Origin of the sequence: Microbacterium sp. SSM24 (assembly GCF_025989145.1) — a bacterium.
Taxonomy (GTDB): Bacteria; Actinomycetota; Actinomycetes; order Actinomycetales; family Microbacteriaceae; genus Microbacterium.
In genome coordinates this window covers 1,321,435-1,345,573 of record NZ_JAPDNQ010000001.1, presented here as the reverse complement: position 1 = coordinate 1,345,573, position 24,139 = coordinate 1,321,435, and the positions used below count along the sequence as shown (strand labels likewise).

Here is a 24,139-nt window from a genome sequence, read left to right as displayed (position 1 = left end):
CGCGGCTGACCCGCTTCCGCCGACAAAGTCGGAAGCGAACGCCGCGGCCCAGTCGCGCCCGGTGCCTCGCACCGGGCGCTTTTCCGTTCAGTCGCCGGATCCTCGCACGAGCTCGAGTCCGGCGCCGGCGAACTGCCGCAGCGTCGCGTCGGGAAGGAACGCGCGCGTGAGCCCCGCGCCGATGCGGGTGAGGTCGCTCTCGTCGCGGAAGAGCAGGTACATCGTCTCGTAGCGCGGGTGGAACTTCTCCTTGAAGCGATGCAGCGACTGGAAGCCGTAGACCGGCTCGAGCATGCCGGCGAGCCAATCCGACAGCGCAGCGATGGCTCCGGCATCCGGCGGATACTCGTGGGCGAGCGGCGCACCCGACAGCGACAGGATCTCGGCGCCCTCGTCGGAGAAGTGCCGCGCCGACGATCCGATCAGGAACTCCATCACCGGTCCGAACCCGCCGTCGCGGCGGCGCATCAGGTCGAGGGTCCAGCCGCGCACCTTCCCGTCGTCGCCGAAGACGGGCAGCCACGACAGGAAGCCGTCGACGTCACCGGACGGCGAGACGGCCAACGCCATCCGCACCTCGGGATCCTCGGCCTGATCGAGGGTGCCGAGGGTGAACCCCATCTCGGGGAGACCCTTGTCGCCGACCCACATCTCGGAGATCGCGCGGAGCTGCTGCTTGACGCCCCACGGCTCGTCGGCGAGCCGCGTCATGCGGAACGTCATCTCCTCGCGCCCCGCACGGTTCATCGACGTGCGCACGGCGTTCCACCGCTTGCCGGTGAACTCCAGACCGGGCAGGTCGACGATGGTGTCGTCGGCGACGACGATGCTGCGCCATCCGGAGGGCACGGCGGCCCGCGTCTCGTCGCTCGAGCTGAAGAAGCACGGGATCAGGCCGGCGTGCTCGGCCGAGGCGATGAACTCGGCGACGGAGGCGGCACGGGATGCCTCGGGCCCGAGAGGATCCGCGAGCGCGATGGCCACGCCCGCGCGGCGCTGGTAGGCGACGATGCCACCCGCTGCGGTGCGGGCGTAGTCGTTGCCGTCCCACGTCGTCATCCACGAGAGCGTCCCGCCGCCGTGTGCGTGGAGCGCGGCCTTGACGTCGGCCACGGTGGGGACGGGTGCCACTCCGATGAGCGACTTCCGACGTGCGCGGAACGCGCGACGAACCCACACGAGGTAGATGAGCAGCAGCATCCACATCCCGGCCTGCGCGAGCTGCACGGTGAAGTCGCCGATCCGGTCGTCGACGGCGCTCGGCCCGACGATCACCACGAGGACCACGAGGAGCACGCCCGTGAGCACGTTCACCGTCGCGAGGACGATGGTCCAGATCCAGGCCCAGCGCCGCCCGCGGCGGAGCCCGGTCGCGAGAGCCGCGATCACGACCACGTCGACCGCGACGTCGAGGAAGGAGCCGCCCGTGGCCTCGGTCTGGCCGAAGGGGCCGTCGGTCGCCACGAGGAGCGTCAGCAGCTCGACCGCCAGGATCACGATGGCGGCGATGAAGGCGATCAGCCGCTGCTCGCGCACGGTCGTGCGCTGTACGCGCAGCGACCGGTCCACGAACAGCACGAGCAGCACCGCGAACGCGTGCTCGAGGTCGGCGAGCGAGCCCCAGAAGAAGAGCGTCACGAACGCGAAGCCCAGCACGATGAGCCACGCCCGCACGCGCCACGGGGACGCGAGGAGCCCGACGGCGGCGGCGATGCCGGCCATCGTGCCACCGGAGGGTCCGACGTCGAGCACCGTCGCCTCGACCTGCGCCCACGGCCACGGCAGCATCGTCGCGAGCCACAGGAACAGGGCGCTCGCGAAGATCGCGAACAGCTGGCCGATGCCGAAATACGCCAGCGCGACGACGGATCCGCGGCGATGCTCGAGGTACGCGAGTCCGGCGAAGCTCGCGATCACGAACGGGTAGACGATCGGGTGGTCGACGAAGAACGTGCCCGTCACCGGCGTCCACCAGCGGCCCTCGACGAGAGCCGGAAGCCCGTACGCGACGGACTCGAAGAGCGGGTTCTTGGCGAACGGACTCCACAGCCCGCCCCAGATCACGCCGATCGCCAGCAGGGCGGCGATGAGCGCGAGCGTCGCGGGTATCCGCGTCACGACGGAGACGAGGGGATGGCGCGAGCGCTGCACGGCGTCGGTCATGGGCTCACCCTACCGACGCCCCGCCCGTCACGTCCCGCCGGTGCGGGCGTAGTCGGCGAGAGCCTTCGCGTCCTCGGCGTCGCGCAGCGCGCGTCGCGCGGCGTCGAGCGCAGCGACCGGGTCGGGCGCCTGCCGCGCGGCGGCGAGTTCGCGCTGTGAGGAGATGAGGCGCGCCCGCGCGTCTGCGCCGGCGCGCGCGTGGACGACGGATGCCTCGGCCTGCGCGATCGCGGCTCGGGCGGCCGCGAGCGTTCCCGGGAGTGCGGTGCGGGCGCCGCGAAGGCGCTGCTGCGCGGTGCGCGCGTCGCCGAGTGCGAGGTCGAGGCGATCGCGCAGTCGCGCGATCCGGTCGACCGTGCGGGAGGGCCGGCGGGCGGCATCCGCTTCGATGCTCTCGAGCTCCGCGTGGAGGGCGTGGAGCTCCGCGCCGAGGCGCGCAGCGTCGGGTGCGTCGAGATGCTCCCGGGTCACGCCGGCCTGCCGCAGCGCGGTGCGGGCGGCGTCGATCTCCCCGGGCACGGCCTGCGCGGCCTGCAGCACGAGGCGGTGCGTCTCTTCGAGGATGCGCGCGTCGGCTTCTGCCTGACGGAGCGCACGCTCGGCGGCGCCCAGCTCGGCCAGCGCGCTGCGCGACGGATCCGTCGCGAGCGCCTGCGCGGCGTCGAGGTGGCGCTGCGCTTCCGCCGCCTCGGCGAGGGCGTCGTGCGCGGCGCGGGACGCATCCGCCCACTCGTCCTCGGCGAACCTCGCGGACAGTTCGGCGACGAGGGCGGCGGGGTCGCCCATTCCTTCCCGCAGTTGGTCGAGACGGCGTTGCGCGGCGGAGACCTGGCTCGCGGCCGAGACGTTCGCGAGCACCCAGGCCGAGTGCTCCGATCTGGCCGAGGCGATCGCTCGGAGCGCCTCGTTCGCGCGGCGCTCGATGCGCGTCGCCGAGCGCCGGATGTCGTCGGGCAGCACGTCGGGCGCGCTGATGCGGCGATACTCGTCGAACGATTCGTCGCGCACGTGCTGAGCGGTCAACCGCGCTCGCCGCAGCGACGTGGGGGCGCCGCCGCCGTAGAGGGCGCCGGACAGTCCGACCTCGAGGTCGAGCTCGCCCACCTCGTCGTCGAGACGAACGAGCGCTGCGCCCGCGCGGACGCGATCCTGGTTTGCCGCAGCGCGTGCCCGAGGGGAGCGCCGTGCGCGCCGCACGGCCCACGCGATGAGGGCGAGCGCGATCGCCGCCACGCCGAACACGATCACCGCGGGGACGAGCCACGCGAGGATCGAGCCGACGATCTCAGGCATCGGTGTCCTCGAACAGCAGGAGCCTGCGGAGCTGGTCGACGTCGTCGACCGCGGCCTGCGCGCCGTCCGCCTCGTGCGGCCAGCTGAACCCCCAGCGCACGAAGATCACCGGCACGCCGTGCGCGGCGCCGCCTTCGACATCGTGGTGGCGGTCGCCGACGAGGACGGGTCTGCTCGTGTCGACGCCCGCGGCCTGCAGGCGGCGCAGCGCTTCGGCGACGATGTCGGCCTTGGCGCTGAGAGTCTTCTCGTCGGGCGTCGCGCCGACGATGGCGGTGAGCGACGACGAGAGGTCGAAGTGGTCCATGAGCGCAGCGACCTGGATCTCGGGCTTCGAGCTCGCTGTCGCCTCCGGGATCCCGGAGGCGGCGACATCCCGGATCAGTTCGCCGACGCCGTCGAACAGCCGCGCCCCGGTCGTGTAGCCGTCCTGCTTGCCGAGCACGCGGTAGAACGCGACCGCTTCTGATGCCTCGTCCGGCGACATGCCGACGTTGACCTGGAACGAGTCGTACATCGGCGGACCGATCCAGTGCACGAGCTCGGCGCGGGTCGGCGGGCGCCTGCCGAAGTGGTCGAGCGTGATCGTGAGCCGTCGCAGGATGCCGTCGGACGCGTCGACGATGGTGCCGTCGACGTCCCACAGCACGCAGGTCCAGGGCGATCGTCTCGGCATGGGATCCAGCCTACGGGGAGGGGATGGTGGGGGCCTCTCCTGCGGTGTATCGCGTCACGCGCGGGCGGGCGGGCTGGCGAGCGAGCGGGCGAGAGAGCGGGCGGGCCGGCGGGCGAGCGGGCGCGCGGGCGAGAGAGCGGGCGGGCGAGCTGGCGAGCGTACGTCTTCGATTCGGCATGTGAGTTCGGGTTCACACAGGGTTCGTGCGGTGCCGGCGGGTGCGTGAGCACGAACTCACATACGCGATCGGGGGTACGCGTTCGGGTTCGCCGGGGCATTCGGGCCATGTGAGTTCGGGTTCACACAGGGTCCGTGCGGTGCCGGCGGGCGCGTGAGCACGAACTCACATACGCGATCGGGAGGTACGACAGCCCCGACGCAGCCGACGCAGCCGACGCAGCCGACGGGGCCGACGGGGCCGACGGGGCCGACGCGGCCGACGCCGCGGCCGCAAGCCGGCGCCGCCGCCGCGACCGCGTCGCCCCGATGTCAGAACAGACGGGGTGCGCCGGACTCGATGCCCTTCATGCCCTCGTAGTCGAGCGTCACGCACCGGATGCCGCGATCGGCGGCCAGCACCTTCGCCTGCGGCTTGATCTCCTGGGCGGCGAAGACTCCCGTGACCGGCGCGAGGTGCGGGTCGCGCCCGAGCAGCTCGAGGTAGCGGGTCAGCTGCTCGACGCCGTCGATGTCTCCGCGCCGCTTGACCTCGACCGCGATGGTGCCGCCGGCGGGGTCGCGCAGCAGCAGGTCCACCGGCCCGATCGCGGTGGGGAACTCGCGCCGCACAAGGGTCAGTCCGTCGCCGATGACGTCGACCTGCTCCGCGAGGAGGCGCTGCAGGTCGGCCTCCACGCCGTCCTTCTGCAGCCCCGGATCGATCCCGAGCTCGTGGGACGAATCGTGGAGCACCTTATAGATGCGCACGAGAAGGGCATCGCCCGTCTTCGCGTGCGTCACCCGCCAGTACTCGAGCGCGCCGGCGGCGGCGGACTCGGCATCCGGCTCCTCCACGTCCAGGCGGCACGGCGGGCTCATCCAGTTCAGCGGCTTGTAAGAGCCGCCGTCGGAGTGCACGAGCAGGCTGCCGTCGCCCTTGTGGACGAGGAGGCGCGTGGCCAGCGGGAGGTGCGCGGTGAGCCGTCCGGTGTAATCGACGGAGCAGCGGGCGATGACGAGACGCACCCGAGAAGCCTAGCCCTGCATCAGTGGTGGGCGTGTCCGGCGCCGACCTTCGAGCCGGCGATGGGCTTCGCCGCACCCGACGCGAGGCCCGACAGCGCGATGAGGCCGACGATGATCCACAGCGTCGGGAGGATGCCGATCTCATGGCTGATCCAGCCCAGGATCGGCGGTCCGCACAGGAACGCCAGGTACCCGATGGTCGCGGCGGCGGAGACGGATGCCGCGGCTTTCGCCGGGTCGTCGGCCGCGGCCGACATTCCCAACGGGAAGCCGAGCGATGCGCCGGCGCCCCACAGCGCGATGCCGATGAAGGCGATCGGCAGGTTCGGCGCGAGGATGAACATGATGAGCCCGACGCCCGCGGCGATCGCGAGCACGCGGAGGGTCCACACGCGGCCGATGCGGTCGACGATCGGGCCGCCGAGGACGCGGAACACCGTCATCGACACCGAGAACACGGTGAGCGCGATCGCGCCGACCGCCTCGGTCTGGTCGTGCCCGTCGACCATCGCGATCGTGAGCCAGTCGTTCGCGCTGCCTTCGGCGAACGCCATGCCGAGCATGATCGCGCCGATCGCGTAGGTGCGCGGATCGCGCCACACCGCAAGGGTTTCGGCGAAGCGCTCGCGGCGGTTCGAGGGGGTCGCCGGATCGTCGTGCATGGTCTCGCGCACAGGCACGGCGCGCAGTGCGAAGAGCCCGGCGGCGAGGACGATCAGCGCGACCGCCCACAGGTGCCAGGCGACGCCCACGTTCCAGGCCGCCATCAGCACGCCGAGCCCCGCACCGCCGACCGTGCCGAGGCTGAAGAAGGCGTGGAACAGAGGCATGAGGGTCTTCTCGAACGCCTGCTCGACCGCGGCGGCCTCGACGTTCATCATGACGTCCGTCGCGCTCATGCCCATGCCCATCAAGGCGAGGCCGATCGCCGTCACGGCGTATGACTCGAGGAACTGCACCCCCAGGCCGACGATGGCCACGCCGATCGAGAACGTGATGATCGTGGCGAGCATGCCCCGGCGTGCACCCCACCGCACGACGAGCACGTTCGCGATCGAGAGGCCGACGATGGCGGCCGCTCCCGAGAGGAACAGCAGGATGCCGATCTGCAGGTCGTTGATCCCGAGGTCCCGCTTGACCGCGGGGAGGCGCGCCGCCCACGACGCGAAGCCGAGGCCCGTGACGAAGAAGATCGTGAAGACCGCGGTGCGCCAATTGACGAGCTGAGAGCGGGTGAGGGGCGTATCCACCCGACCACGGTAGCCCTTCGGGCGCGAGCTGTCGAATCGATTCGACGGCGAGGATGCCGCGGGGTAGCATCGTGCCCATGAGCACGCGCAGGGCCACCATCGCCGACGTCGCGCGCGAGGCAGGAGTCTCGCCGTCGACGGCTTCCGTCGTGTTCAGCGGCAAGACCCCGGTCTCGGACGCCACGCGCCGACGCGTGCTCGACGCCGCCTCGGCGCTCGGCTACACCGGCCCCGACCCGCGCGCGGCCTCGCTGCGCCGCGGCCGGTCGGGAATCGTCGGCGTCGTCTTCGAGGAGCATCTCGGCACCGCGTTCCTCGACCCGGTAAAGACCCTCATGATGGACGGTCTCACCGACGGGGTCGCCCCGCTCGGCGCCGGTCTCCTCCTGCTGCGCGACCACGATCCCACCGAGAGCGGGACCGCCGCGTCGCTCATGACCGCGCCGCTGGACGCCGCCGTCCTCGTCGGCTGCAGCGGGCACCTGCGCGAGTCGCTCGACGCCGTCAAGGCGCGCGGCATCCCGGTGGTCGTCATCGAGGGCGACGCGGGCGAGGACGTGCCCCGCATCGGCCTCGACAACCGCGAGGCGCAGCGTCAGGCCGCGAGCCACCTGCGTGCGCTCGGCCATCGTCGCGTGGCCGTCGTCACCCTTCCCGCGCGCGGCGGGTGGGAGGCCGGCTGGCTCCTCGACGGCACCGCGATCACGATCGACGTCACGCGCGAGCGTCTCGCGGGTGCGCTCGAGGTGTATCCGGATGCCCCTGCCTACGCCGCCGCCGGGAGCTTCATCGACGAAGGGCTCGCCGCCGGCCGCGTCATCCTCGCCGATCCGGCGACCCGGCCGACCGCGGTCATCGCGCAGAGCGACCTCCTCGCGGCGGGCGTGATCCGCGCGGTCGAAGAGGCCGGCCTGCGGGTTCCCGAAGACGTCAGCGTGACCGGCTTCGACGGGATCGTCGTCGACGGCCTCGCGCCCTACGAGCTCACGACCCTCGTGCAGCCGGCGACCGACAAGGGCCGCGCTGCCGGCCACGCCGTCGCGGCGATGCTCGACGGCGGCGAGGCCGCATCGATCCGCTTCACGTGCGAGTTCCGCGAGGGCAACACGTCCGCCCCGCCCCCCGCCGACTAGGACCGCTGCGGACCCAGCCGCAGGGGGCGATCGCCGAAATCGACGATCGTGTACCGACCGCAGTCGATGAGCGCCGCGGCATCCGCCTCGGTCACTCCGCCCGGGAGCGCGAAAGGCACGCTCTCGTCGTCGCGCACGAGGAACGTCACCTCCCCCACCGCGAAGTCGTCGCGATTCACGAGCCACGCATAGCCGTGCAGCTCATGGTCGACCTGCACGAGCGAGCGCTGGTCGGCCGCATGCGCCTTGGGCAGCCGCACCGTCCAGAACTGCCCTGCACCGGTGCGTCCCGACGCGTCCGTCCACGCGACGACGCACGCGAGATCGGGATCGGGCGCGCTCGCCGCGGCGACGAGCCGCGGGATGCCGAACCCCGCCGCAAGCACGAGCGCGACGACCGACGCGGCGGCGAGCACCAGCCGGCCGAGGTGCAGGCGCTGCGGCGCGAGATCGGGAACCACCACCAGACCGAGGATCGGAGCGAACGCCAGCGGCTGCACGTACCGTGCGGCGTGCGTGCCCAGCGCGATCGCGCCGACCACGACGAGCACGGGGACGAGCCATCCGCACGCGGCGATGACGGCGGCGCCGACGCGTGCGCGCCGGGCCAGCAGGACCATCGCGACCACGCACCACGTCCACAGCGCGGCGATGAGGAGCCCGGCGACCGCGCCCCCGGGCTCGGCGAGCCGGTCGGCCGCGAGGCCGGCGTAGTACGCCAGCGACTCCGCCCACCGGGAGGGGGCGGCGTACCCGGCACCGGTGTTCGCGATGAGGTGCGCGAGCGGAAGGCGCGCGAGGAACCCCACGGCCGAGCCGGCCACCACGGCGAGCAGGAGGCTCCACGCCGCCGGTCCGGCCGGCGCGAAGGTCGTTCGTCGTGCGCGCAGGCCGATGACGGTCAGCACGACCGCGAGCGGCACCGTGACCCAGGCCGCGAACAGCGGATTGGTGAGCACGGATGCCGCAGCCACACCCCCGAGCACCCACGCGTGCACGCGCCGCTCCGGCGCATCCAGACCGCGACGGGCGAGGCCGAAGGCGACGACCGCCGCGAGCACGGTGGCGCTGTAGTACGTCGTCGTGAGCAGGAGTGAGGCGGGCTCGAGCGCGTCGCGATCGGCCGACGCCTCGGTGACGGCGAGCAGGGCGAAGGCGATGAGGGCGAGCAGGGATGCCGCGACCGGCGCGCTGTCCGGCCGACGTGCTCCCGCTGCGACGCGCAGCGCGCCGTAGAGCGCGACGAGGTTGACGACGCCGGCGAGAAGGAGGGTGCCCTCGACGCCGAGTCCCCCGAGCGAGAGGATGCCGAGCGCCGCCGTCTCCGGCAGGAACAGCACCGATGACATCGCCCAGTCCTGCGGCTGCCCGGCGGCGAGCGACTGCACGACGAGGGTCGTGACGAGCGAGTCGCCGTCACGGAGCAGGAGCTCGGCGCGGGGCGTGGAGGCGACGACCGCGAGCGTCGCGATCGACACCGCCAGCGCGGCCACGGCACCCAGCACCTCGCGCGCCCAGCTCGGCGTGCGGAGATCGGCGGGATCGGCGGCCACGGGCTCCACTCTGGCATGCGCGCGGCCGGGCGGCCGGGCGTCCCGGTAGACTGGACGCGACACCCTGATCGCCCGAGCCGCGCGCGTGAGCCCCCGGCCGACGACCACGAGGAGGCCGCCAATGCTGGTCCTCCTCGGCGCGTTCGCAATCGTTCCGCTGGTGCTGCCGTGGCTCGTCAGGCGCATCGGCGCGCGCGCGTTCTACCTCGCCGCTCTGCTGCCGATCATCGCGTTCGCGCAGGCGGCCGCGGCCACCCCCGCGGTGCTCGCCGGCGATGACCCCTTCGAGTCCTACGACTGGATCCCGTCGCTCGGCATCGAGCTCTCGATGCGCATGAACACGCTGTCGTGGCTCATGACGCTGATCGTGACCGGGGTCGGCGCGCTCGTCATGATCTACTGCCGCTGGTACTTCCGCGGCAAGAACGAGGGGCTCGGCCAGTTCTCCGCCGTGCTGCTCGCCTTCGCCGGAGCGATGTACGGCCTCGTGCTCACCGACGACCTCGTCGTGCTCGTGATGTTCTGGGAGATCACGAGCGTGCTGTCGTACCTGCTGATCGGGTACTACAACCGCCGTGCTGCGAGCCGGCGCGCGGCGCTCCAGGCGCTGCTCGTCACGACCCTCGGCGGGCTCGTCATGCTCATCGGCGTGGTGCTGCTCGTCGTCGACGCCGGCACGTCGAGCATCTCGACGATCCTCGCCGCGGCACCCACCGGGCCGATCGTCGACGCCGCGCTCGTGCTGTTGCTCGTCGGTGCGCTGAGCAAGTCCGCCATCTTCCCGTTCCACTTCTGGCTGCCGGGGGCGATGGCGGCGCCCACCCCGGTGAGCGCGTACCTGCACGCCGCGGCGATGGTGAAGGCGGGCATCTACCTCATCGCCCTCCTCGCGCCCGTGTTCGCGGCGGCGCCGACCTGGCGTCCGATCATCGTGATCCTCGGCGTCTTCACGATGCTGCTCGGCGGCTACCAGGCTCTTCGTGAGACCGACCTCAAGCGCATCCTCGCGTTCGGCACGGTGAGCCAGCTCGGACTGCTCGCGGTCGTGCTCGGCTACGGCACGCGCGATGCCGCGCTCGCCGGCGCGGCGCTGCTGTTGAGCCATGCGCTGTTCAAGTCCGCCCTGTTCCTCGTGGTGGGCGTCATCGACCGCCAGCTGTCCACGCGCGACATCGCCGAGCTCAGCGGGGTCGGTCGCCAGGCACCCGTCATGGCGACGTTCTCGTTCATCGCCGTCGCCTCGATGGTGGGTGTCTTCCCGACGATCGGCTTCGTCGCGAAAGAAGGAGCGCTGACCGCACTCCTCGACGAAGCGGCGGCGGGTTCCCCGTGGGGTCTCGTCGCGTTCGGCGGAGTGGTGCTGGGGTCCGTGCTCACGGCGGCTTACGGCATCCGGTTCCTGTGGGGTGCCTTCTGGACGAAGAAGGATGCCGCGCGCCGGCCGCTTCCCGCGACCGAGTGGCCGGACCCTCCCATCGGGTTCCTCGCGGCGCCCGTCCTGCTGTCTGGGCTCACCGTCGTCGCGGGTCTCGCGGCGCCGGCGTTGGATGTCGCGCTCGCCGGATACGCCGACGAAGCCCCGCCCGGGGCATCCGAGCATCCGGCGCACCTCGCGCTGTGGCACGGGCTCGAGCCCGCGCTGTGGATCTCGCTCGCGACGATCGTCGTCGGCGCCGCGGTCTTCTGGCTCACCGCCCGCGCCGGCTGGTCGAAGCGGCTGCTGCCGTTCACGGCCGCCGGCGCATACAACGGCACGCTGCGCGTGATCGCGCGGCTGTCTGTCGTCACGACGGGCTTCACCCAGCGCGGTTCCCTGCCCGTGTACGTCGGGACGATCTTCGTGGTCTTCGTCGCCGCCGAGGGCACGGCGCTGCTGGCCTCCCCGGAGTGGCAGGCCCAGCTCGCCGCCTTCCAGACGCCGATGCAGCTCGTGGTCGCGCCGATCATGATCGTGGCCGGGCTCATCGCGGTCCGCGCCCGCAAGCGCTACACCGGCGTCGTGCTCGTGTCGGTCACCGGTCTCGGCATGGTGGTGCTGTTCGCGACGAGCGGTGCTCCCGATCTCGCCCTCACCCAGATCCTGGTCGAGACGGTGACCCTCGTCGCGTTCGCGCTCGTGCTGCGGCGCATCCCGTCGCGCATGGGCGAGCACAACGAGTCGGTGTGGCCGGTCGCGCGCGCCGTGCTCGGCGCGGCGGTCGGCGCGACGATGGCGGCGGTCGCGCTCGTCGCCACGTCGGCGCGAAGCACCCAGCCGATCTCGGACCGCTTCCTCGACCTCGCCTATCACCTCGGACACGGCAAGAACGTGGTCAATGTGGCGCTGGTCGACCTGCGCGGCTGGGACACGATGGGCGAGCTGTCGGTGCTCGTCCTCGCGGCGACGGGCGTGGCATCGCTCGTGTTCGTCACGCATCGCGCCGACACGCTCTCGCGCTTCATCGCCCCCCTTCCCGCCGAAGCGGCGCGCACCCGCCGCCCCCTCGTCGAGACCTCGGAGGGCGTGCGGCCGCGCGGCGAGGCCGCGGGGCGCATGGCCTGGCTGGTCGGGGGGCAGCGCGTGCGGCCCGAGAACCGCTCGATCATGCTGGAGGTGATCGTGCGGATCCTCTTCCACACGATCATCATCGTGTCGCTGTACCTGCTGTTCGCCGGCCACAACCTGCCGGGTGGCGGGTTCGCGGGCGGACTGGTCGCCGGCATGGCACTGGTCATGCGCTACGTCGCCGGGGGTCGCTACGAGCTCGGCGCCGCCGCGCCGACCGACGCGGGACGACTGCTCGGCGTCGGCATGTCGATCGCGGTCGCCTGCGCCATCGTGCCCCTCTTCTTCGGCGCACCGCCGCTCACCAGCACGTGGTTCGAGGCGGAGCTGCCCGTGATCGGGCACATCGAGTTCGTCACCTCGACCCTCTTCGACGTCGGCGTGTACCTCGTGGTGATCGGCCTCGTGCTCGATGTGCTGCGCAGCCTCGGCGCCGAGGTCGACCGGCAGGCACAGGAGGCCCGAGAGGGCCACCCGCAGGGGGTGAGCGTGTCGTGACCGTTTCGACCGTGCTCATCGTCGTCATGGCCGTGCTCTTCGCGTGCGGCGTCTACGCGATGCTCGAGCGCAGCCTCACCCGGGTGCTGATCGGGTTCCTGCTGCTGGGCAACGCGACCAATCTCCTGCTGCTCATCGTGATGGGTCAGCCGGGCGTCGCGCCGTTCTTCGGAGCGGCGGCGTCGCCGGACGAGATGTCCGACCCGCTGCCTCAGGCACTGACGCTCACTGCCATCGTCATCACCTTCGCGGTATCGGCGTTCCTGCTCGCGCTCATCTACCGGTCGTGGCAGCTGGGCCAGGCCGACACCGTTGAGGACGACGAGGCCGACCGCGCCATCCGCGAGGGCACCGCCGACATCGACGAGACGATGGACGACGAGATCCAGATCGAAGACGAGGACGACGACGCGACCACCGACTTCGTCGGCCTCGACACCTCGCCCATCACCGTGCTGCGCAACGCCGACTTCGCGCGGCTGCGTGACGACGCCCCGACGGACTCGCCCGCCGAACGACCGGGGAAGGGCGGTGACGACGAATGATCGAGTTCGCTCCGGCCCTCGTGCCGCTGCTCGTGACGCTCCCCTTGCTCGGCGCCGCGATCGCCCTCATCGCCGGCCGCCACCGCCGCACCCAGGTGGTCGTATCGGTGAGCACGCTGTCGGTCGTGCTCGTGATCTCGGCGATCCTCCTGTACGTGGTCGACACGGGCGACCAGGCGATCGCGGTGTCCGTCGGCGGGTGGCCGATCCCGTTCGGCATCGTGCTGTACGTCGACCGGCTGGCGGCCCTGCTCGTGCTGGTGTCGAGCCTCGTGCTGCTCGCGGTCCTGCTGTTCTCGGTCGGTCAGGGTGCTGCCGACGGCGATGACGAGACCCCGGTCACGATCTTCCACCCCTCGTACCTGATCCTCGCGGCGGGGATCTTCAACGCCTTCATCGCGGGCGATCTGTTCAACCTCTACGTCGGCTTCGAGATCCTGCTCGTCGCGTCGTACGTGCTCATCACCCTCGGCTCGACCGAGTCCCGCATCCGCACCGGTGTCGTCTACATCGTCGTCTCGTTGGTGTCGTCGATTCTCTTCCTGGCCGCGATCGCGATGATCTACGGCGCACTGGGCACCGTCAACATGGTGCAGATCTCGCAGCGCATGGGCGAGCTGCCGCAGGAGACCCAGCTCGTCCTGCACCTGATGCTGCTGCTCGCCTTCAGCATCAAGGCGGCGGTCTTCCCGCTCTCGTTCTGGCTGCCCGACTCCTATCCGACCGCACCGGCCCCGGTCACCGCGGTGTTCGCCGGCCTGCTGACGAAGGTCGGCGTGTACGCGATCATCCGCACCGAGACGCAGCTGTTCATCGACAACGACGTCAACTTCCTCCTGATGCTCGTCGCGTTGGCGACGATGATCGTCGGCGTGCTCGGTGCGGTCGCGCAGGCGGAGCTCAAACGCATCCTGTCGTTCACGCTGGTGAGCCATATCGGCTACATGATCTTCGGCCTCGCGATCGCGACTCCGGCGGCGATCGGCGCGACGATCTATTACATGGTCCACCACATCGTGGTGCAGACGACCCTGTTCCTCGCCGTCGGACTCGTCGAGCGCCGCGCCGGCAGCACCTCGATCCTGCGGGTCAAGGGACTCATGCGCGCCGCACCGGTGATCGCGGTGCTCTACTTCATCCCGGCCGTGAACCTGGGCGGACTCCCCCCGTTCTCGGGGTTCATCGGCAAGTTCGCGCTGTTCGACGCTGCCGCCGAGGTCGGCACGCCGATCATGATGGTGCTCATCGTCGGCGGCATCGTGACGAGCCTCCTCACCCTGTACGCGCTCATGCGCGCATGGAACCTCGCGTTCTGGCGCGAGGAGGACGACTCGGCCGAGACCGAGGCGCGCATCTCGTACCTCGGCGCCGCGCCGGGCGGGGTCGACACCGAGCGCCGCGTCATCCCGAAGATCATGACCGCCTCGACCGCCGGGATGGTCGCGGTGACGGTCGCGCTGACGATCTTCGCCGGCCCGCTCTACGACGTGTGCGCGCGCATCGGCGCGTCCCTGCTCGAACCGGTGACGCTCGTCCAGCTCCAGGAGGATCTGGGTTCGGACGTCGTCAAGGGCGAGCCGGACTCCGCGGACCTCGAAGAGGAGGTGCAGCCGTGACCGCCGTCCACGACAGCGCATCGGGTGGGACCGCGCGCGGTGAGAAGAAGGCGCTCCTCACGCTGCTCTGGCGTCAGCTGCCGTTCTTCGTGTGGCTGATCGCGCTGTGGATGATGCTGTGGGGCCAGTTCACCTGGATGTCGTTCCTCACGGGCCTCGTCGTCGCGCTGTTCGTGACGCGCGTCTTCCGGCTGCCGCCCGTGGAGCTCTCGGGCCGCGTGAACGTCTGGTTCGGCGCCGGGTTCGTGATCGAGTTCCTCGCCGCGCTGGTGTGGGGATCGCTCACGGTCGCGGCGCAGGTGCTGGACTTCCGCCGACAGCCCGGAACGGCGATCATCGCGGTCCCCCTCGTCACCGACGACGACCTGATCATGACGCACACGGCGGTGACGGCATCCCTCATCCCGGGTTCTCTCATCGTCGACACCGACCGCGACCGCCGGATCCTCTACCTGCACGTCATCGGCGTGCGGTCGGAGGCCGACGTCGTTCGTCAGCGCGAGAGCGTGCAGCGGTGGGAGCGGCGCATCGTGATGGCGGTCGGCTCGCGCGCGCAGGTGGCGGCGGTACGAGTGGATGCCGCGGCCCGCCGTCCGGGAGGTGGCTCGTGAACGCGCTGCTCATCGCGATCTACGCCGTCTTCGGCGTTGCGGCGCTCATCACGGTGTTCCGCATCATCAGAGGACCATCGATCCTCGACCGTGCCGTGGCATCCGATGTGCTCCTCACCGAGGTGATGTGCGTGCTGGGTGCCGAGATGGCGATCAATCACCACACCCGGTCGCTGCCGGTGCTGCTGATCATCGCCGCCGTCGGAGTGTTCGGCTCGATCTCGATCGCCCGGTTCGTCGCACGAAGGGACAACACGGAGCAATGACCCTCGACGAGTGGCTCGACCTCGCGGTGCTGATCCTGATCCTGATCGGCGCTCTGCTGTGCCTCACGGCGGCGATCGGCCTGCTGCGCTTCCGTGACGTGCCCTCGCGCCTCCACGCCGCGACCAAGCCCCAGGTGCTCGGCGTGATCCTGATCTGCCTGGCGGTGGCGCTGTCGCTGCGGTCGTGGCCGGTCGTCGCGTTCCTCGTGCCGATCGTGCTGATGCAGCTGGCGACGGCGCCGCTCTCCGCGCACATCGTGGGGCGGCAGGCGTACCGAAACGGCACCATCGACGAGACCGGCCTGTTCGTCGACGACCTCGCCGAGTCGCGTCGGACCCCGCCCGCGTCCGGCGGCTAGGAGCCGGGGACGATGCTGTGTTCGGCGGGTCCTTCGCCGACATGCGGGGACTGCGTGATCTTGGCGCCGAGCATGACCACGAACATCCATCCCCACAGCAGGAGCGGGGTGGATTCGGCCAGTCCCTGCACGAGGACGATCGCGCCGACGAGCGTGGGGAGCAGGGTGATCGCGGAGTAGGGGCGGTCGTCGCGGAGGTCCCACCGGGGGCGGTCGACGGCGAAGAACCAGGACCGCCACACGAACGCGAGGTAGACCAGTGCGGTGATGACGACGCCGACGATGCCGAGTTGCATGCGGATGTCGACCCACATGTTGTGCGCCTGCAGCACGGTCTGACCGTGGTCGGGGATCCAGCCGTCGAAGGCCGGGTCCCAGGGCACCCAAGGGGTGGCGTAGCCCCAGCCGAACCACGGGCGCTCGGCGGCGCGGGTGAGGACGGCCTTCCAGATCGCCTCACGTCCGGTGAGGTCGGCGCTGCGTCCGAGCGCGGTGAAGATGATGATCCCCTGCAGCCGGCCCCCGTCGAACAGATTGTTGCGGGACCAGTACTCGATCGGATCGTCGGCGGGTGCGACCTCGAACCCGGGGAGGATCGGCGCCTGCACGAACACCGACACCCACAGTTCGAACAGGATCGACAGCGCGATCACCCACTTCAGAGCGGATGCCGCCGCCCGCACCAGTTCGCGCCAGGTCAGCACGCTGCCGACGAACAGCGCCTGCGTCGTGGTGATCCACAGCAGCAGCAGCGTCAGGGCCGTCGTCTGCGGCCACGCCGACCACAGCAGCGACAGCGTCGCCAACGCGACGAACGCGACGACGAACCACGGCAGACGCCGCCACGCCACCGGCGGGCGGATCAGGATCCAGAGGATCACCGACAGGATGCCGCCGGCGATCGTGACCACGGCGGCCGTCAGCTCGCCGAATGCGTGCACCCAGGCCGTGCCCGACAGTGCCATGAACATCACGAAGATGCACCAGCCGCGCAGCATCAGATGGCCCGTCTTCTCACGGACCGGGGGCGCGGGCGGCGCCGACGCCGGATGCTTCGAATGGACGCCATCCCGCTCGTGGCTATCGATCGCCGTTTCTGACTATGCGTGGTATCCGCGCACGAGCTTGTTCCGCGTGATTCTCATTGCTCTCCTCTGGGCCGCGTCCGGCACTTACGTGCACTCTCATGACGCGCCCACCGCCGCGGTTATGACGCGACGAGTCGCGGTTCGCGCCGGCCTGGTCGAAGAAGGGTCGCTGAAGCCGCAGGAACCGCCCCGGAGTCAGGACGCGGGGACGAGGGTCAGGGTGTTGGTCGTCGCGTCGTCGACGGCGCCGCGCGAGTATGCCCACGGCGTCAGGCGGACGGCCTGCCACGTCGCGGTCTGGTCGATGTAGTTCGGGTGGAACGCGTGGCCGCTGGTGCCGGTCAGGTGATTCCAGCCACTCGCGTCGAAGTCGGAGAGGTCCACGACCATGCGCATCGACGGCACGGTCACGGTCGAGAAGCCTTCGCCCATCACCCATCCGGTCGCGTTCACCACGGATGAGCCGCCGCCGGTCGCGAACGGCCCGCGGTTGAACATCCACTCGATCGGGGCGATGCCCGACGCGCCGAACGTGTCGCTCGTGAGCGGAAGAGCGTGCAGGGATCCCCAGTTCCACTTGGCGGGGTTCTCGCCCTGCAGCTTCGCGAGCCGTGCATAGGCGTCGGTCGCGGAGCGCTCCAGCATCTCCTGCTGCCCCGACACCCCGAGCGACTCGTTGGTCCACCACTCCGAGCCGGGGTCGCCCAGCAGCTCGTCGACCACCAGGAAGAGACGCGCCTGATCCGTCAGCGGCACCGGATGCTCCCGCCCGTCGACGAAGAGGTTGTCGGCGAGTTCGTCCCACAGCACGTTCGCGTACGCCGCCGCGGATGAGCTGGCGGTGCTCTGGGCGTCCCACGTGCGCAGCAGGTCGAGCGCGGCATCCGTCCCCTCATGCCCTGTCTGCAGCTCCATGTACGCGGCGGACAGGCGCATGCCCAGGAAGAACTCGTCGTCCGCCTGGATCGCGAGCATGTCGGCGGCCGTCAGCGGAGCGTTCGCGGACTTGCGCTCGATGAGGTCGACGATGCGCGCGGCGCGCCAGCCGTAGTCCCAGTCCCGCGTGAGGAAGTAGGGGTAGTCCTCGCCGACGATGGCGTTGTTCGCCGTGACGATGTAGCCCTCGTCGGGGTTGTAGACGACGGGGAGCTCCTCGAAGGGGATGAATCCCTTCCAGTCGTAGGCGGAGTCCCATCCCGGCTGCGGCATCGATCCGTCGCCGTCGCCGCGGATGGGCAGCGATCCCGGGGTCTGATACCCGATGTTGCCGTCCACGTCGGCGTAGATGAGGTTCTGGGCGGGCACCGCGAACTGCTGGGCGGCCTCCCGGAAGTCGTCGAAGTCGCGAGCGAGATTGAGGGTGAAGATCGCTGTCGCCGTCGTCGCCGGGGCGAGCGCCGTCCACTTCAGGCTGACGGCGTACTCGCCCTCGGGGACATCGGCGGGCTCCTCGACGCTGCCGCCCGAACCGGTCCACGGGTCTTCCGCGATCGCGGTGTAGTCGTCGGTCAGTCCGGAGATGATCGGGCCGTGGACGGTGGAGCGGATCACGAGCTTCTCGTCGTCGCCGCCCGCGACCTTCAACGTCTCGGTGCGGATGTCGAGCGGGAAGAGTTCACCGTCGCGCCAGAAGTCGTCGCCCTCGATCTTCTCGAGGTACAGATCGGTCACGTCCGTCGTCAGGTTCGTGAAGCCCCACGCGACGCGGTCGTTGTGCCCGATGATGACGCCGGGAACACCCGAGAAGCCGAAGCCCGCGACGTCGAAGGCGCACGCCTCGGTGACGGCCCGGCACTTCAGGCCGACCTGGTGCCACACGCTGGGCAGCGAGGCGCCGAGGTGAGGATCGTTGGCAAGCAGCGGCATCCCGGTGTCGGTCAGGTGTCCCGACACGACCCAGGAATTCGATCCGATGCCCTCGCCGATGCCGCCCACGAGTGCGCTGACCGCCTCGACGACACCGTCGACCTCGGACCACTCGATCGACGCCGTCGCGGCATCCGCCGCACCGTCGCCGATGAGGTCGGCTGCCGTTCCGACAGCGGGCACGGTCGAGATCGACGGCACGATGACCGGATTGCGGTCGTAGGGATACTCGGGATAGAGCTCGTCCATCTGCTCTTGCGTGAAGTCGGACGCGATCACCGCGCGCTCGGTCTCCTCCTCGATGTTGGACCGGAGGTCCCAGGCCATCGCCTTGAGCCAGGCGACCGAATCGGCGGGGCTCCACGGCTCGATCTCGTAGTCGCTGTTCTGAAGCCCGAGCACCGCGTACTCGAAGGATGCGTCGGCGCCCTGGTGGTCGGCCAGATACGCGTTGACGCCGTCCGCGTACGCCTCGTAGTACGAGCGGGTGGCGTCGTCGAGCGCCTCGACCTCCTGCTCGGCGATCTCACGCCAGCCGAGCGTGCGCAGGAACCGGTCGGTCGGCAGCTGTGACTCGCCGAAGAGCTCGGACAGGCGGCCGCTGGTCACGTGCCGGCGGAAGTCCATCTCCCAGAAGCGGTCCTGCGCGTGGACGTATCCCTGCGCGAAGAAGAGGTCGTCGGTCGTGGCCGCGGTGATCGTCGGGATGCCCAGCGCGTCGCGCTGCACGGTGACCTTCTCGCTCAGTCCGGCGACGGCGACTTCGCCGTCGAGCTGGGGGAACGAGCGCTGCACCGTGTAGGCGACGAGGGCGACAGCGACGAGCGCGAGGGCGACGACGCCGGCGACGACGCTGAAAAGGATGATGCCGATCCTCCTGCCCACCGATCGGCGGCGCGGGGGCGCCTCGATGGTCTCGACGGGCGCGGTGGATGTCTTCAGCATCGAAGGTCTTTCAGGATCTGCGAGGGGTGAAACGCGGTGTCGTGCACCACGGACCCCGGTTCCGCGATTTCGGGTCGCGCGCAACCGAGTGGAATCGTATCCCGGGCCGGCCCGGGCGGCGACTCCCCGTGCGGTCTTCTGTGGAAACGCTCTCACCGCTGTCGGCGGGGGAGGACGCGGTAACGAACGGGCACGCATCGGCAGGCATTGACGCAATGCGCTCCCTGGTTTCGTTCAGCGGACAGGTCTAGCCTCTTTCCGGGCGCGGATGGGACTGGGGGTTCCATGGGGGGCGCCCGTGGAGAGCACCATGACCACAGTCACAGTCGGGCACGCATCGGACCTGTCGGATGCCGCGCTCGTCGACGCGACGCGAGCCGGCGACAACAGCGCCTATGCCGAGCTCTGGGCGCGCCATTCCGGCGCAGCCCGCCGGGCCGCCCGGGCGATCACCGGCTCGATCGACCCTGACGATCTCGTCAGCGAGGCGTTCACGAACACGTACAGCGCGATCAGGAACGGTGCCGGACCCCGCGACGGGTTCCGTCCGTACCTGTATGCCGCGGTCCGCAATGCCGCGGCGACATGGGGCGGCAGGCAGAAGGACATCCCGATCGACTTCATCGAGGACCTGCCCAACGAAGGGCCGGACCACGAGGAGCAGCTGTCGGACCGGACGCTGCTCATCAGCGCGTTCCGCGCCCTGCCTGATAGCCACCGGACGGTGCTGTGGTACCTCGAGGTCGAGGGGATGAAGCCGCGCGAGATCGCCCCGCTGCTGGGCCTGAGCGCGAACGGCGTGTCCGCGCTCGCCGTGCGCGCGCGCGACGGCTTCCGGCACGCGTGGCTCGACGCGCACATCGCCGACCCTGGTCGTCCCGCGGACTGCCGCTGGGTGTGCGAGAAGCTCGTGCGCCGGAAGCGCCGCCCCGTGAGCCGGCCGGACAGGCCGCGCTTCGACGAGCACCTGCGCCGCTGTCCCGGCTGCGCGATCGTCGCGCGCGAGGTCGACCACGCCTCATCGAAGCTGCGCGCGGTGCTTCTTCCGCTGGTGCTCGGCGGTGCGGGCGCCGCCGCATTCACGACGCTCGACGGCGGCACCGGTGCCAGCGCCGCGTTGCTCTCGGCCAAGGCGCCGCCGAGCGCCGTCGGGATCGGTCTGGCGACAGTGGGCGGGCTGTCCTTGGTCTTGGGGGCGATCATCGCGGTGAGCGCTCCCTGGGAGGCGGCGCCGATCGCGGCACCCGGTGCCGTCGTCGAGGCCGTTCGGCCCCCCGCAGCCGAGACGCCCGCGTCGGTGGATCCCGTACGCGATGTGGAAGAGGAGCGGGCAGCCCCGGTTCCGCTGCCCGAGGTCGTGCCCGCGCCGATGCCCGAGGTGCAGGAGCCGACTCCCTCCGTCCCCGCGCCACCGGCGGGCTCGCCGCGCTCGGAGCGTCCGCCCGCTGACCCCGACCCCCAGCCCGAGCCGGAGCCGGAGCCGGAGTTCGTGTTCGACGTCGGAACGCCCGACACGAGCAACCCTGCGCGGATGGCCCTCGCTGGCACGGGAGACCCCGGCGGCACCGTCACTCTGTTCGACGAGCTCGGCACTGTCCTGGGGGAGGCGACGGTGGGTGAGGACGGAACGTTCGCGCTCGCGGTCCTGGGCGACCAGCTGCACCAGGGCATGCGCATCACCGCACAGCACACAGATTCCGGAGGAGCAGTCGAGTCGAGCGACCCGATCGGGCCGCTCACTTTCCCCGTTCCGATCATCACCACCGACCACCTCCTGATCTGGCTGGAGCAGGTCGACGCGGACGGCGACGCGGAGACGGACGATACGTTCCCCGTGCTCGAAGGCGTGAGCGGCGGACTCGTCCAGGTCGCCGTCGACGGGGTCGTCCGCGATCACCTCATCACGCTCGACGGGACCGGCGCCGACGACTACATCACGGACTGCCCGCTCGGCTGGCGCGAGATCACACTGCGGTACGTCGACGCGGAGACCGGCATCCCCGGCCCGGCAGCGACCTACGGCGCGATCGTCTGGTCATCGGGATCCGAAGGTGGTGGCATCCAGCCCTGACAGGGTCCGGATGCGTCGGTGGAACCCTCGAAAGGGTCGCATGCGTCACGATCCGGACGATTGAGCGTCTTGTATTGGTGGCGCCGGATCCCCAATCCGCTGGCGCCGCCTATGCGCGTGACTCGAGGTCACCGTGCAAGGGTGCGGGGTCTGACTCCCAACAGGCTCCGCACCCGCTCTCGATCCGGTAAGCAACCCATCGCAGCCGACAGTGATCCTCGGACTTTTCGCGGGGTGCGCGATCGCGCTCTACCTCATCGAGGTGTGGGCCCGAACGGGTAGGATTCGCTAGCCGGGCCCGTGCGGCTCAGTCGGTGCCGGCGTCGTACATCGCGGATTCGGATGCTGCTTCGATGGCGTCGTCGAGGGCCTCGGTCGCGGCATCCGGTGTCACGGCACGTTCGGTGATCTCGTCGGACTCGCCCGCGGTCACCCGGCCGACGAGCTCGCCGGCGGCCCCGCCGATGATGCCGGCGGCGGCGTAGTGCTCGAGGCGGGCGCGCGAGTCGGCGATGTCGAGGTTGCGCATCGTGAGCCGATCCCGGTGAGCTCAACCAGCCCTCCAGAGCGCCACTCTTCCCAGAAAGGAAAGAGCGCGCAGATATTTCCTAACATTCTGCTATCGTCGCAGAAGTCCGACGTCGAACAATGTGTCCGACGTGGTGGGACGTAAACAGATGAGGGAGCGCGCGTGGAGACGCCTCGTACAGCGGACCCGGTCGCGGATCAAGGCCCGGTCGTCCTTGTAGTATCCGCCGATGCGCTCGTGAGTTCTGCGCTGGCGAGGCTTGTGAGCGAGGAACCAGGGTTGGACGTCATCGAGCACTGCCCAGCGAGCGATGCAGGGATCGCTCGCGCCTGCCGAGACAGCCGCGCACGGGTGGTGATCATCGACGTGGGGGCTGACGCAACGGCAACTCAGGCGGCCATCAGTGTCCTGCGGTCGGAGGCACGCGCGCGCGGTGTTGTTGCCGTCGCAGGATCGGGCTCGGCCGAAATGATCGTGCACCTCTTCGCTTCCGGTGTACGCGGTGTCGTCGCGCGGGACGCCGCGCCCGCCGAACTCTTGACCGCCGTCCGTGAAGTCTCCGCTGGAAACCTGTTCGCCTCACGGACCGCTATGCGGCTCGTGCTGGAGCACCTTGTCCTTCCCGACGCATGGGCGCCGCGTCGCCGCCTGCTCGATCACGAGCAGCTCTCGGAGCGCGAACGCGATGCCGTCGGCCTTCTCGTACAAGGCATGTCGAACCAGGAGATTGCGCGGCAGATGTTCGTCTCCGCGGCGACTGTGAAAGTGCATCTGAGCCGGGCCATGTCGAAGTGGGGTGTGCGTGATCGCGTGCAACTCGTCATCCGAGCGCTCAGTACGGACTTTGCGCATCAAGACGATTCGATTTGAGCGCAGTCGCTCGATCCGTCGGGGCCGTCACGATGGCGCTGCCGTGCATCGAGAGACCTCGCCGAACGGCTAACGATTGGTCACCTATAGGTGGATGTCATTCATGTGATCCGATTCCTAGCCTGATTTCTCACCACGCCCCGTGTCGGGTGCGATGACCACGGACGGCGCTGGAGATCAGGGAGCGAAAATGAGAAGCAGATCGAGATACATGCTCGGGGCCTCGGGGCTCGCGATGCTGATGTCGGTCGCATCAATCGCACCGGCTTACGCGGCGGACGACACCGATAACGTCTCCGCGGCCGAAGTCGAGAACGCGCTTGCGGACGTCAGCCCACATCTTCTCGAGGAGGCGGCCAGCGCGTCTGCGACGGCGGATGCGGCCGCGGTGGTGGTGACCGGCGAGACGGCAGCGAGTGTCCCTCGCGACCCGGCCGACGGGGTAGACCTCAACTTCGACGGATCGTCGCTTTCAATCGGACTACCGGCGCTCGATGGCACCGCCACGGCGGTGACGCTCGACTCGGGTGCGATCACCTACCCGTCGCGGAATGGCGTAGCGAACACAGTTGTCCCGCTCTCGGATGGCGTACAGATGCTGACCACGGTCGCCTCACCCGACGCGTCGACGTCATTCTCCTATCCGATCGAGATGCCGATCGGCGGATCGATCGCGCTCGCAGCCGACGGGTCGGCGATCGTCACCGATGCGGCCGGTGACCCCCTGGTTACGACGGGCGCTCCGTGGGCGGTCGACGCTCGGGGTGTCGCCGTCCCGACGCACTACGAGGTGGCCGGAACCACCCTGATCCAGGTGGTGGATCATGACGCAGGGGAATTCTCTTACCCGATCGTCGCAGACCCCAAGTTCACGTATTGGTGGGGCGGGAAAGAATGGTGGCCCGCCAGCCGTGTCAACGTTTCGCTTATCGCAACCGCGGTTGCCGGATACTTGGGGATGCCGGGCGCGGCACTCATCGTGGGCTCTGCAATCGCGCTTTGCAATCAGGCCGGTCGGGGCATCTGGGTGTACTGGACCTGGGCCGGGCAGGTCTGGTGCACGGGACCGTGATTGGA

At 70.2% G+C, this 24,139-nt stretch carries 19 protein-coding genes; 10 read left to right on the top strand and 9 right to left on the bottom strand.

Annotated features, from left to right (window positions below; genetic code table 11):
- Window positions 1-87: 87 nt before the first annotated feature.
- The 5 genes from OL358_RS06145 to OL358_RS06125 form a co-directional block, all read right to left on the bottom strand.
- The gene (locus OL358_RS06145) at window positions 88-2,163 is read right to left on the bottom strand and encodes a bifunctional lysylphosphatidylglycerol flippase/synthetase MprF (RefSeq protein WP_264709066.1); all 2,076 of its coding nucleotides are present in this window, start codon (window positions 2,161-2,163) and stop codon (window positions 88-90) included.
- Between the two features lie 27 nt (window positions 2,164-2,190).
- Window positions 2,191-3,456: a hypothetical protein gene (locus tag OL358_RS06140; protein ID WP_264709065.1), complete on the bottom strand. Its 1,266-nt coding sequence runs from the start codon at window positions 3,454-3,456 to the stop codon at window positions 2,191-2,193.
- Window positions 3,449-4,132: an HAD hydrolase-like protein gene (locus OL358_RS06135; RefSeq protein WP_264709063.1), complete on the bottom strand. Its 684-nt coding sequence runs from the start codon at window positions 4,130-4,132 to the stop codon at window positions 3,449-3,451. The genes OL358_RS06140 and OL358_RS06135 overlap by 8 nt, the downstream gene beginning before the upstream one ends.
- A gap of 489 nt (window positions 4,133-4,621) precedes the next feature.
- A complete protein-coding gene (nucS, locus tag OL358_RS06130) occupies window positions 4,622-5,317 on the bottom strand; it encodes an endonuclease NucS (RefSeq protein ID WP_264709061.1) in 696 nt (231 codons plus the stop codon).
- A 20-nt stretch (window positions 5,318-5,337) separates the two neighbouring features.
- A complete protein-coding gene (locus tag OL358_RS06125; RefSeq protein ID WP_264709059.1) occupies window positions 5,338-6,567 on the bottom strand; it encodes an MFS transporter in 1,230 nt (409 codons plus the stop codon).
- Window positions 6,568-6,644: 77 nt separating this feature from the next.
- On the opposite strand from OL358_RS06125, the gene OL358_RS06120 reads away from it, so the two are divergent.
- On the top strand, window positions 6,645-7,700 hold the full coding sequence (locus tag OL358_RS06120; protein WP_264709058.1) for a LacI family DNA-binding transcriptional regulator: 1,056 nt from the start codon (window positions 6,645-6,647) through the stop codon (window positions 7,698-7,700).
- Here OL358_RS06120 and OL358_RS06115 read toward each other — a convergent pair.
- Window positions 7,697-9,253 (bottom strand): hypothetical protein, encoded by a 1,557-nt coding sequence (locus tag OL358_RS06115; protein WP_264709057.1) that lies wholly within the window; start codon window positions 9,251-9,253, stop codon window positions 7,697-7,699. The two genes, OL358_RS06120 and OL358_RS06115, sit on opposite strands and share 4 nt — an antisense overlap.
- A 121-nt stretch (window positions 9,254-9,374) precedes the next feature.
- On the opposite strand from OL358_RS06115, the gene OL358_RS06110 reads away from it, so the two are divergent.
- The 6 genes from OL358_RS06110 to mnhG are packed head-to-tail and all read left to right on the top strand — an operon-like array spanning window position 9,375 to window position 15,693.
- Entirely contained in the window at window positions 9,375-12,296 is a 2,922-nt protein-coding gene (locus tag OL358_RS06110; protein WP_264709056.1) for a Na+/H+ antiporter subunit A, read from the top strand.
- Window positions 12,293-12,841, top strand: coding sequence for a Na(+)/H(+) antiporter subunit C (locus OL358_RS06105; RefSeq protein WP_264709055.1), 549 nt, complete (start codon window positions 12,293-12,295; stop codon window positions 12,839-12,841). The genes OL358_RS06110 and OL358_RS06105 overlap by 4 nt, the downstream gene beginning before the upstream one ends.
- A complete protein-coding gene (locus OL358_RS06100; RefSeq protein ID WP_264709054.1) occupies window positions 12,838-14,457 on the top strand; it encodes a Na+/H+ antiporter subunit D in 1,620 nt (539 codons plus the stop codon). Before OL358_RS06105 ends, OL358_RS06100 begins: the two co-directional genes overlap by 4 nt.
- Complete coding sequence (locus OL358_RS06095; RefSeq protein WP_413631341.1) at window positions 14,454-15,068, top strand: Na+/H+ antiporter subunit E; 615 nt, start codon at window positions 14,454-14,456, stop codon at window positions 15,066-15,068. Before OL358_RS06100 ends, OL358_RS06095 begins: the two co-directional genes overlap by 4 nt.
- Window positions 15,065-15,334: a monovalent cation/H+ antiporter complex subunit F gene (locus OL358_RS06090; RefSeq protein WP_264709053.1), complete on the top strand. Its 270-nt coding sequence runs from the start codon at window positions 15,065-15,067 to the stop codon at window positions 15,332-15,334. Before OL358_RS06095 ends, OL358_RS06090 begins: the two co-directional genes overlap by 4 nt.
- A complete protein-coding gene (gene mnhG / locus OL358_RS06085; protein WP_264709052.1) occupies window positions 15,331-15,693 on the top strand; it encodes a monovalent cation/H(+) antiporter subunit G in 363 nt (120 codons plus the stop codon). Before OL358_RS06090 ends, mnhG begins: the two co-directional genes overlap by 4 nt.
- Here mnhG and OL358_RS06080 read toward each other — a convergent pair.
- Window positions 15,690-16,691: an O-antigen ligase family protein gene (locus OL358_RS06080; RefSeq protein ID WP_264709051.1), complete on the bottom strand. Its 1,002-nt coding sequence runs from the start codon at window positions 16,689-16,691 to the stop codon at window positions 15,690-15,692. The genes mnhG and OL358_RS06080 overlap by 4 nt on opposite strands.
- A gap of 285 nt (window positions 16,692-16,976) precedes the next feature.
- Window positions 16,977-19,592 (bottom strand): penicillin acylase family protein, encoded by a 2,616-nt coding sequence (locus tag OL358_RS06075; RefSeq protein ID WP_264709049.1) that lies wholly within the window; start codon window positions 19,590-19,592, stop codon window positions 16,977-16,979.
- A gap of 310 nt (window positions 19,593-19,902) precedes the next feature.
- On the opposite strand from OL358_RS06075, the gene OL358_RS06070 reads away from it, so the two are divergent.
- Window positions 19,903-21,663, top strand: coding sequence for a sigma-70 family RNA polymerase sigma factor (locus OL358_RS06070; protein ID WP_264709048.1), 1,761 nt, complete (start codon window positions 19,903-19,905; stop codon window positions 21,661-21,663).
- A gap of 307 nt (window positions 21,664-21,970) precedes the next feature.
- On the opposite strand, the gene OL358_RS06065 is transcribed toward OL358_RS06070, so the two are convergent.
- Complete coding sequence (locus tag OL358_RS06065; RefSeq protein WP_264709047.1) at window positions 21,971-22,192, bottom strand: hypothetical protein; 222 nt, start codon at window positions 22,190-22,192, stop codon at window positions 21,971-21,973.
- 279 nt (window positions 22,193-22,471) lie between these two features.
- Here OL358_RS06065 and OL358_RS06060 point away from each other — a divergent pair, with 279 nt between their 5' ends.
- Together OL358_RS06060 and OL358_RS06055 are read left to right on the top strand one after the other, a co-directional pair.
- A complete protein-coding gene (locus tag OL358_RS06060; protein WP_264709046.1) occupies window positions 22,472-23,062 on the top strand; it encodes a response regulator transcription factor in 591 nt (196 codons plus the stop codon).
- Window positions 23,063-23,297: 235 nt separating this feature from the next.
- Entirely contained in the window at window positions 23,298-24,134 is an 837-nt protein-coding gene (locus OL358_RS06055) for a hypothetical protein (protein ID WP_264709045.1), read from the top strand.
- The last annotated feature ends 5 nt before the right edge of the window (window positions 24,135-24,139 follow it).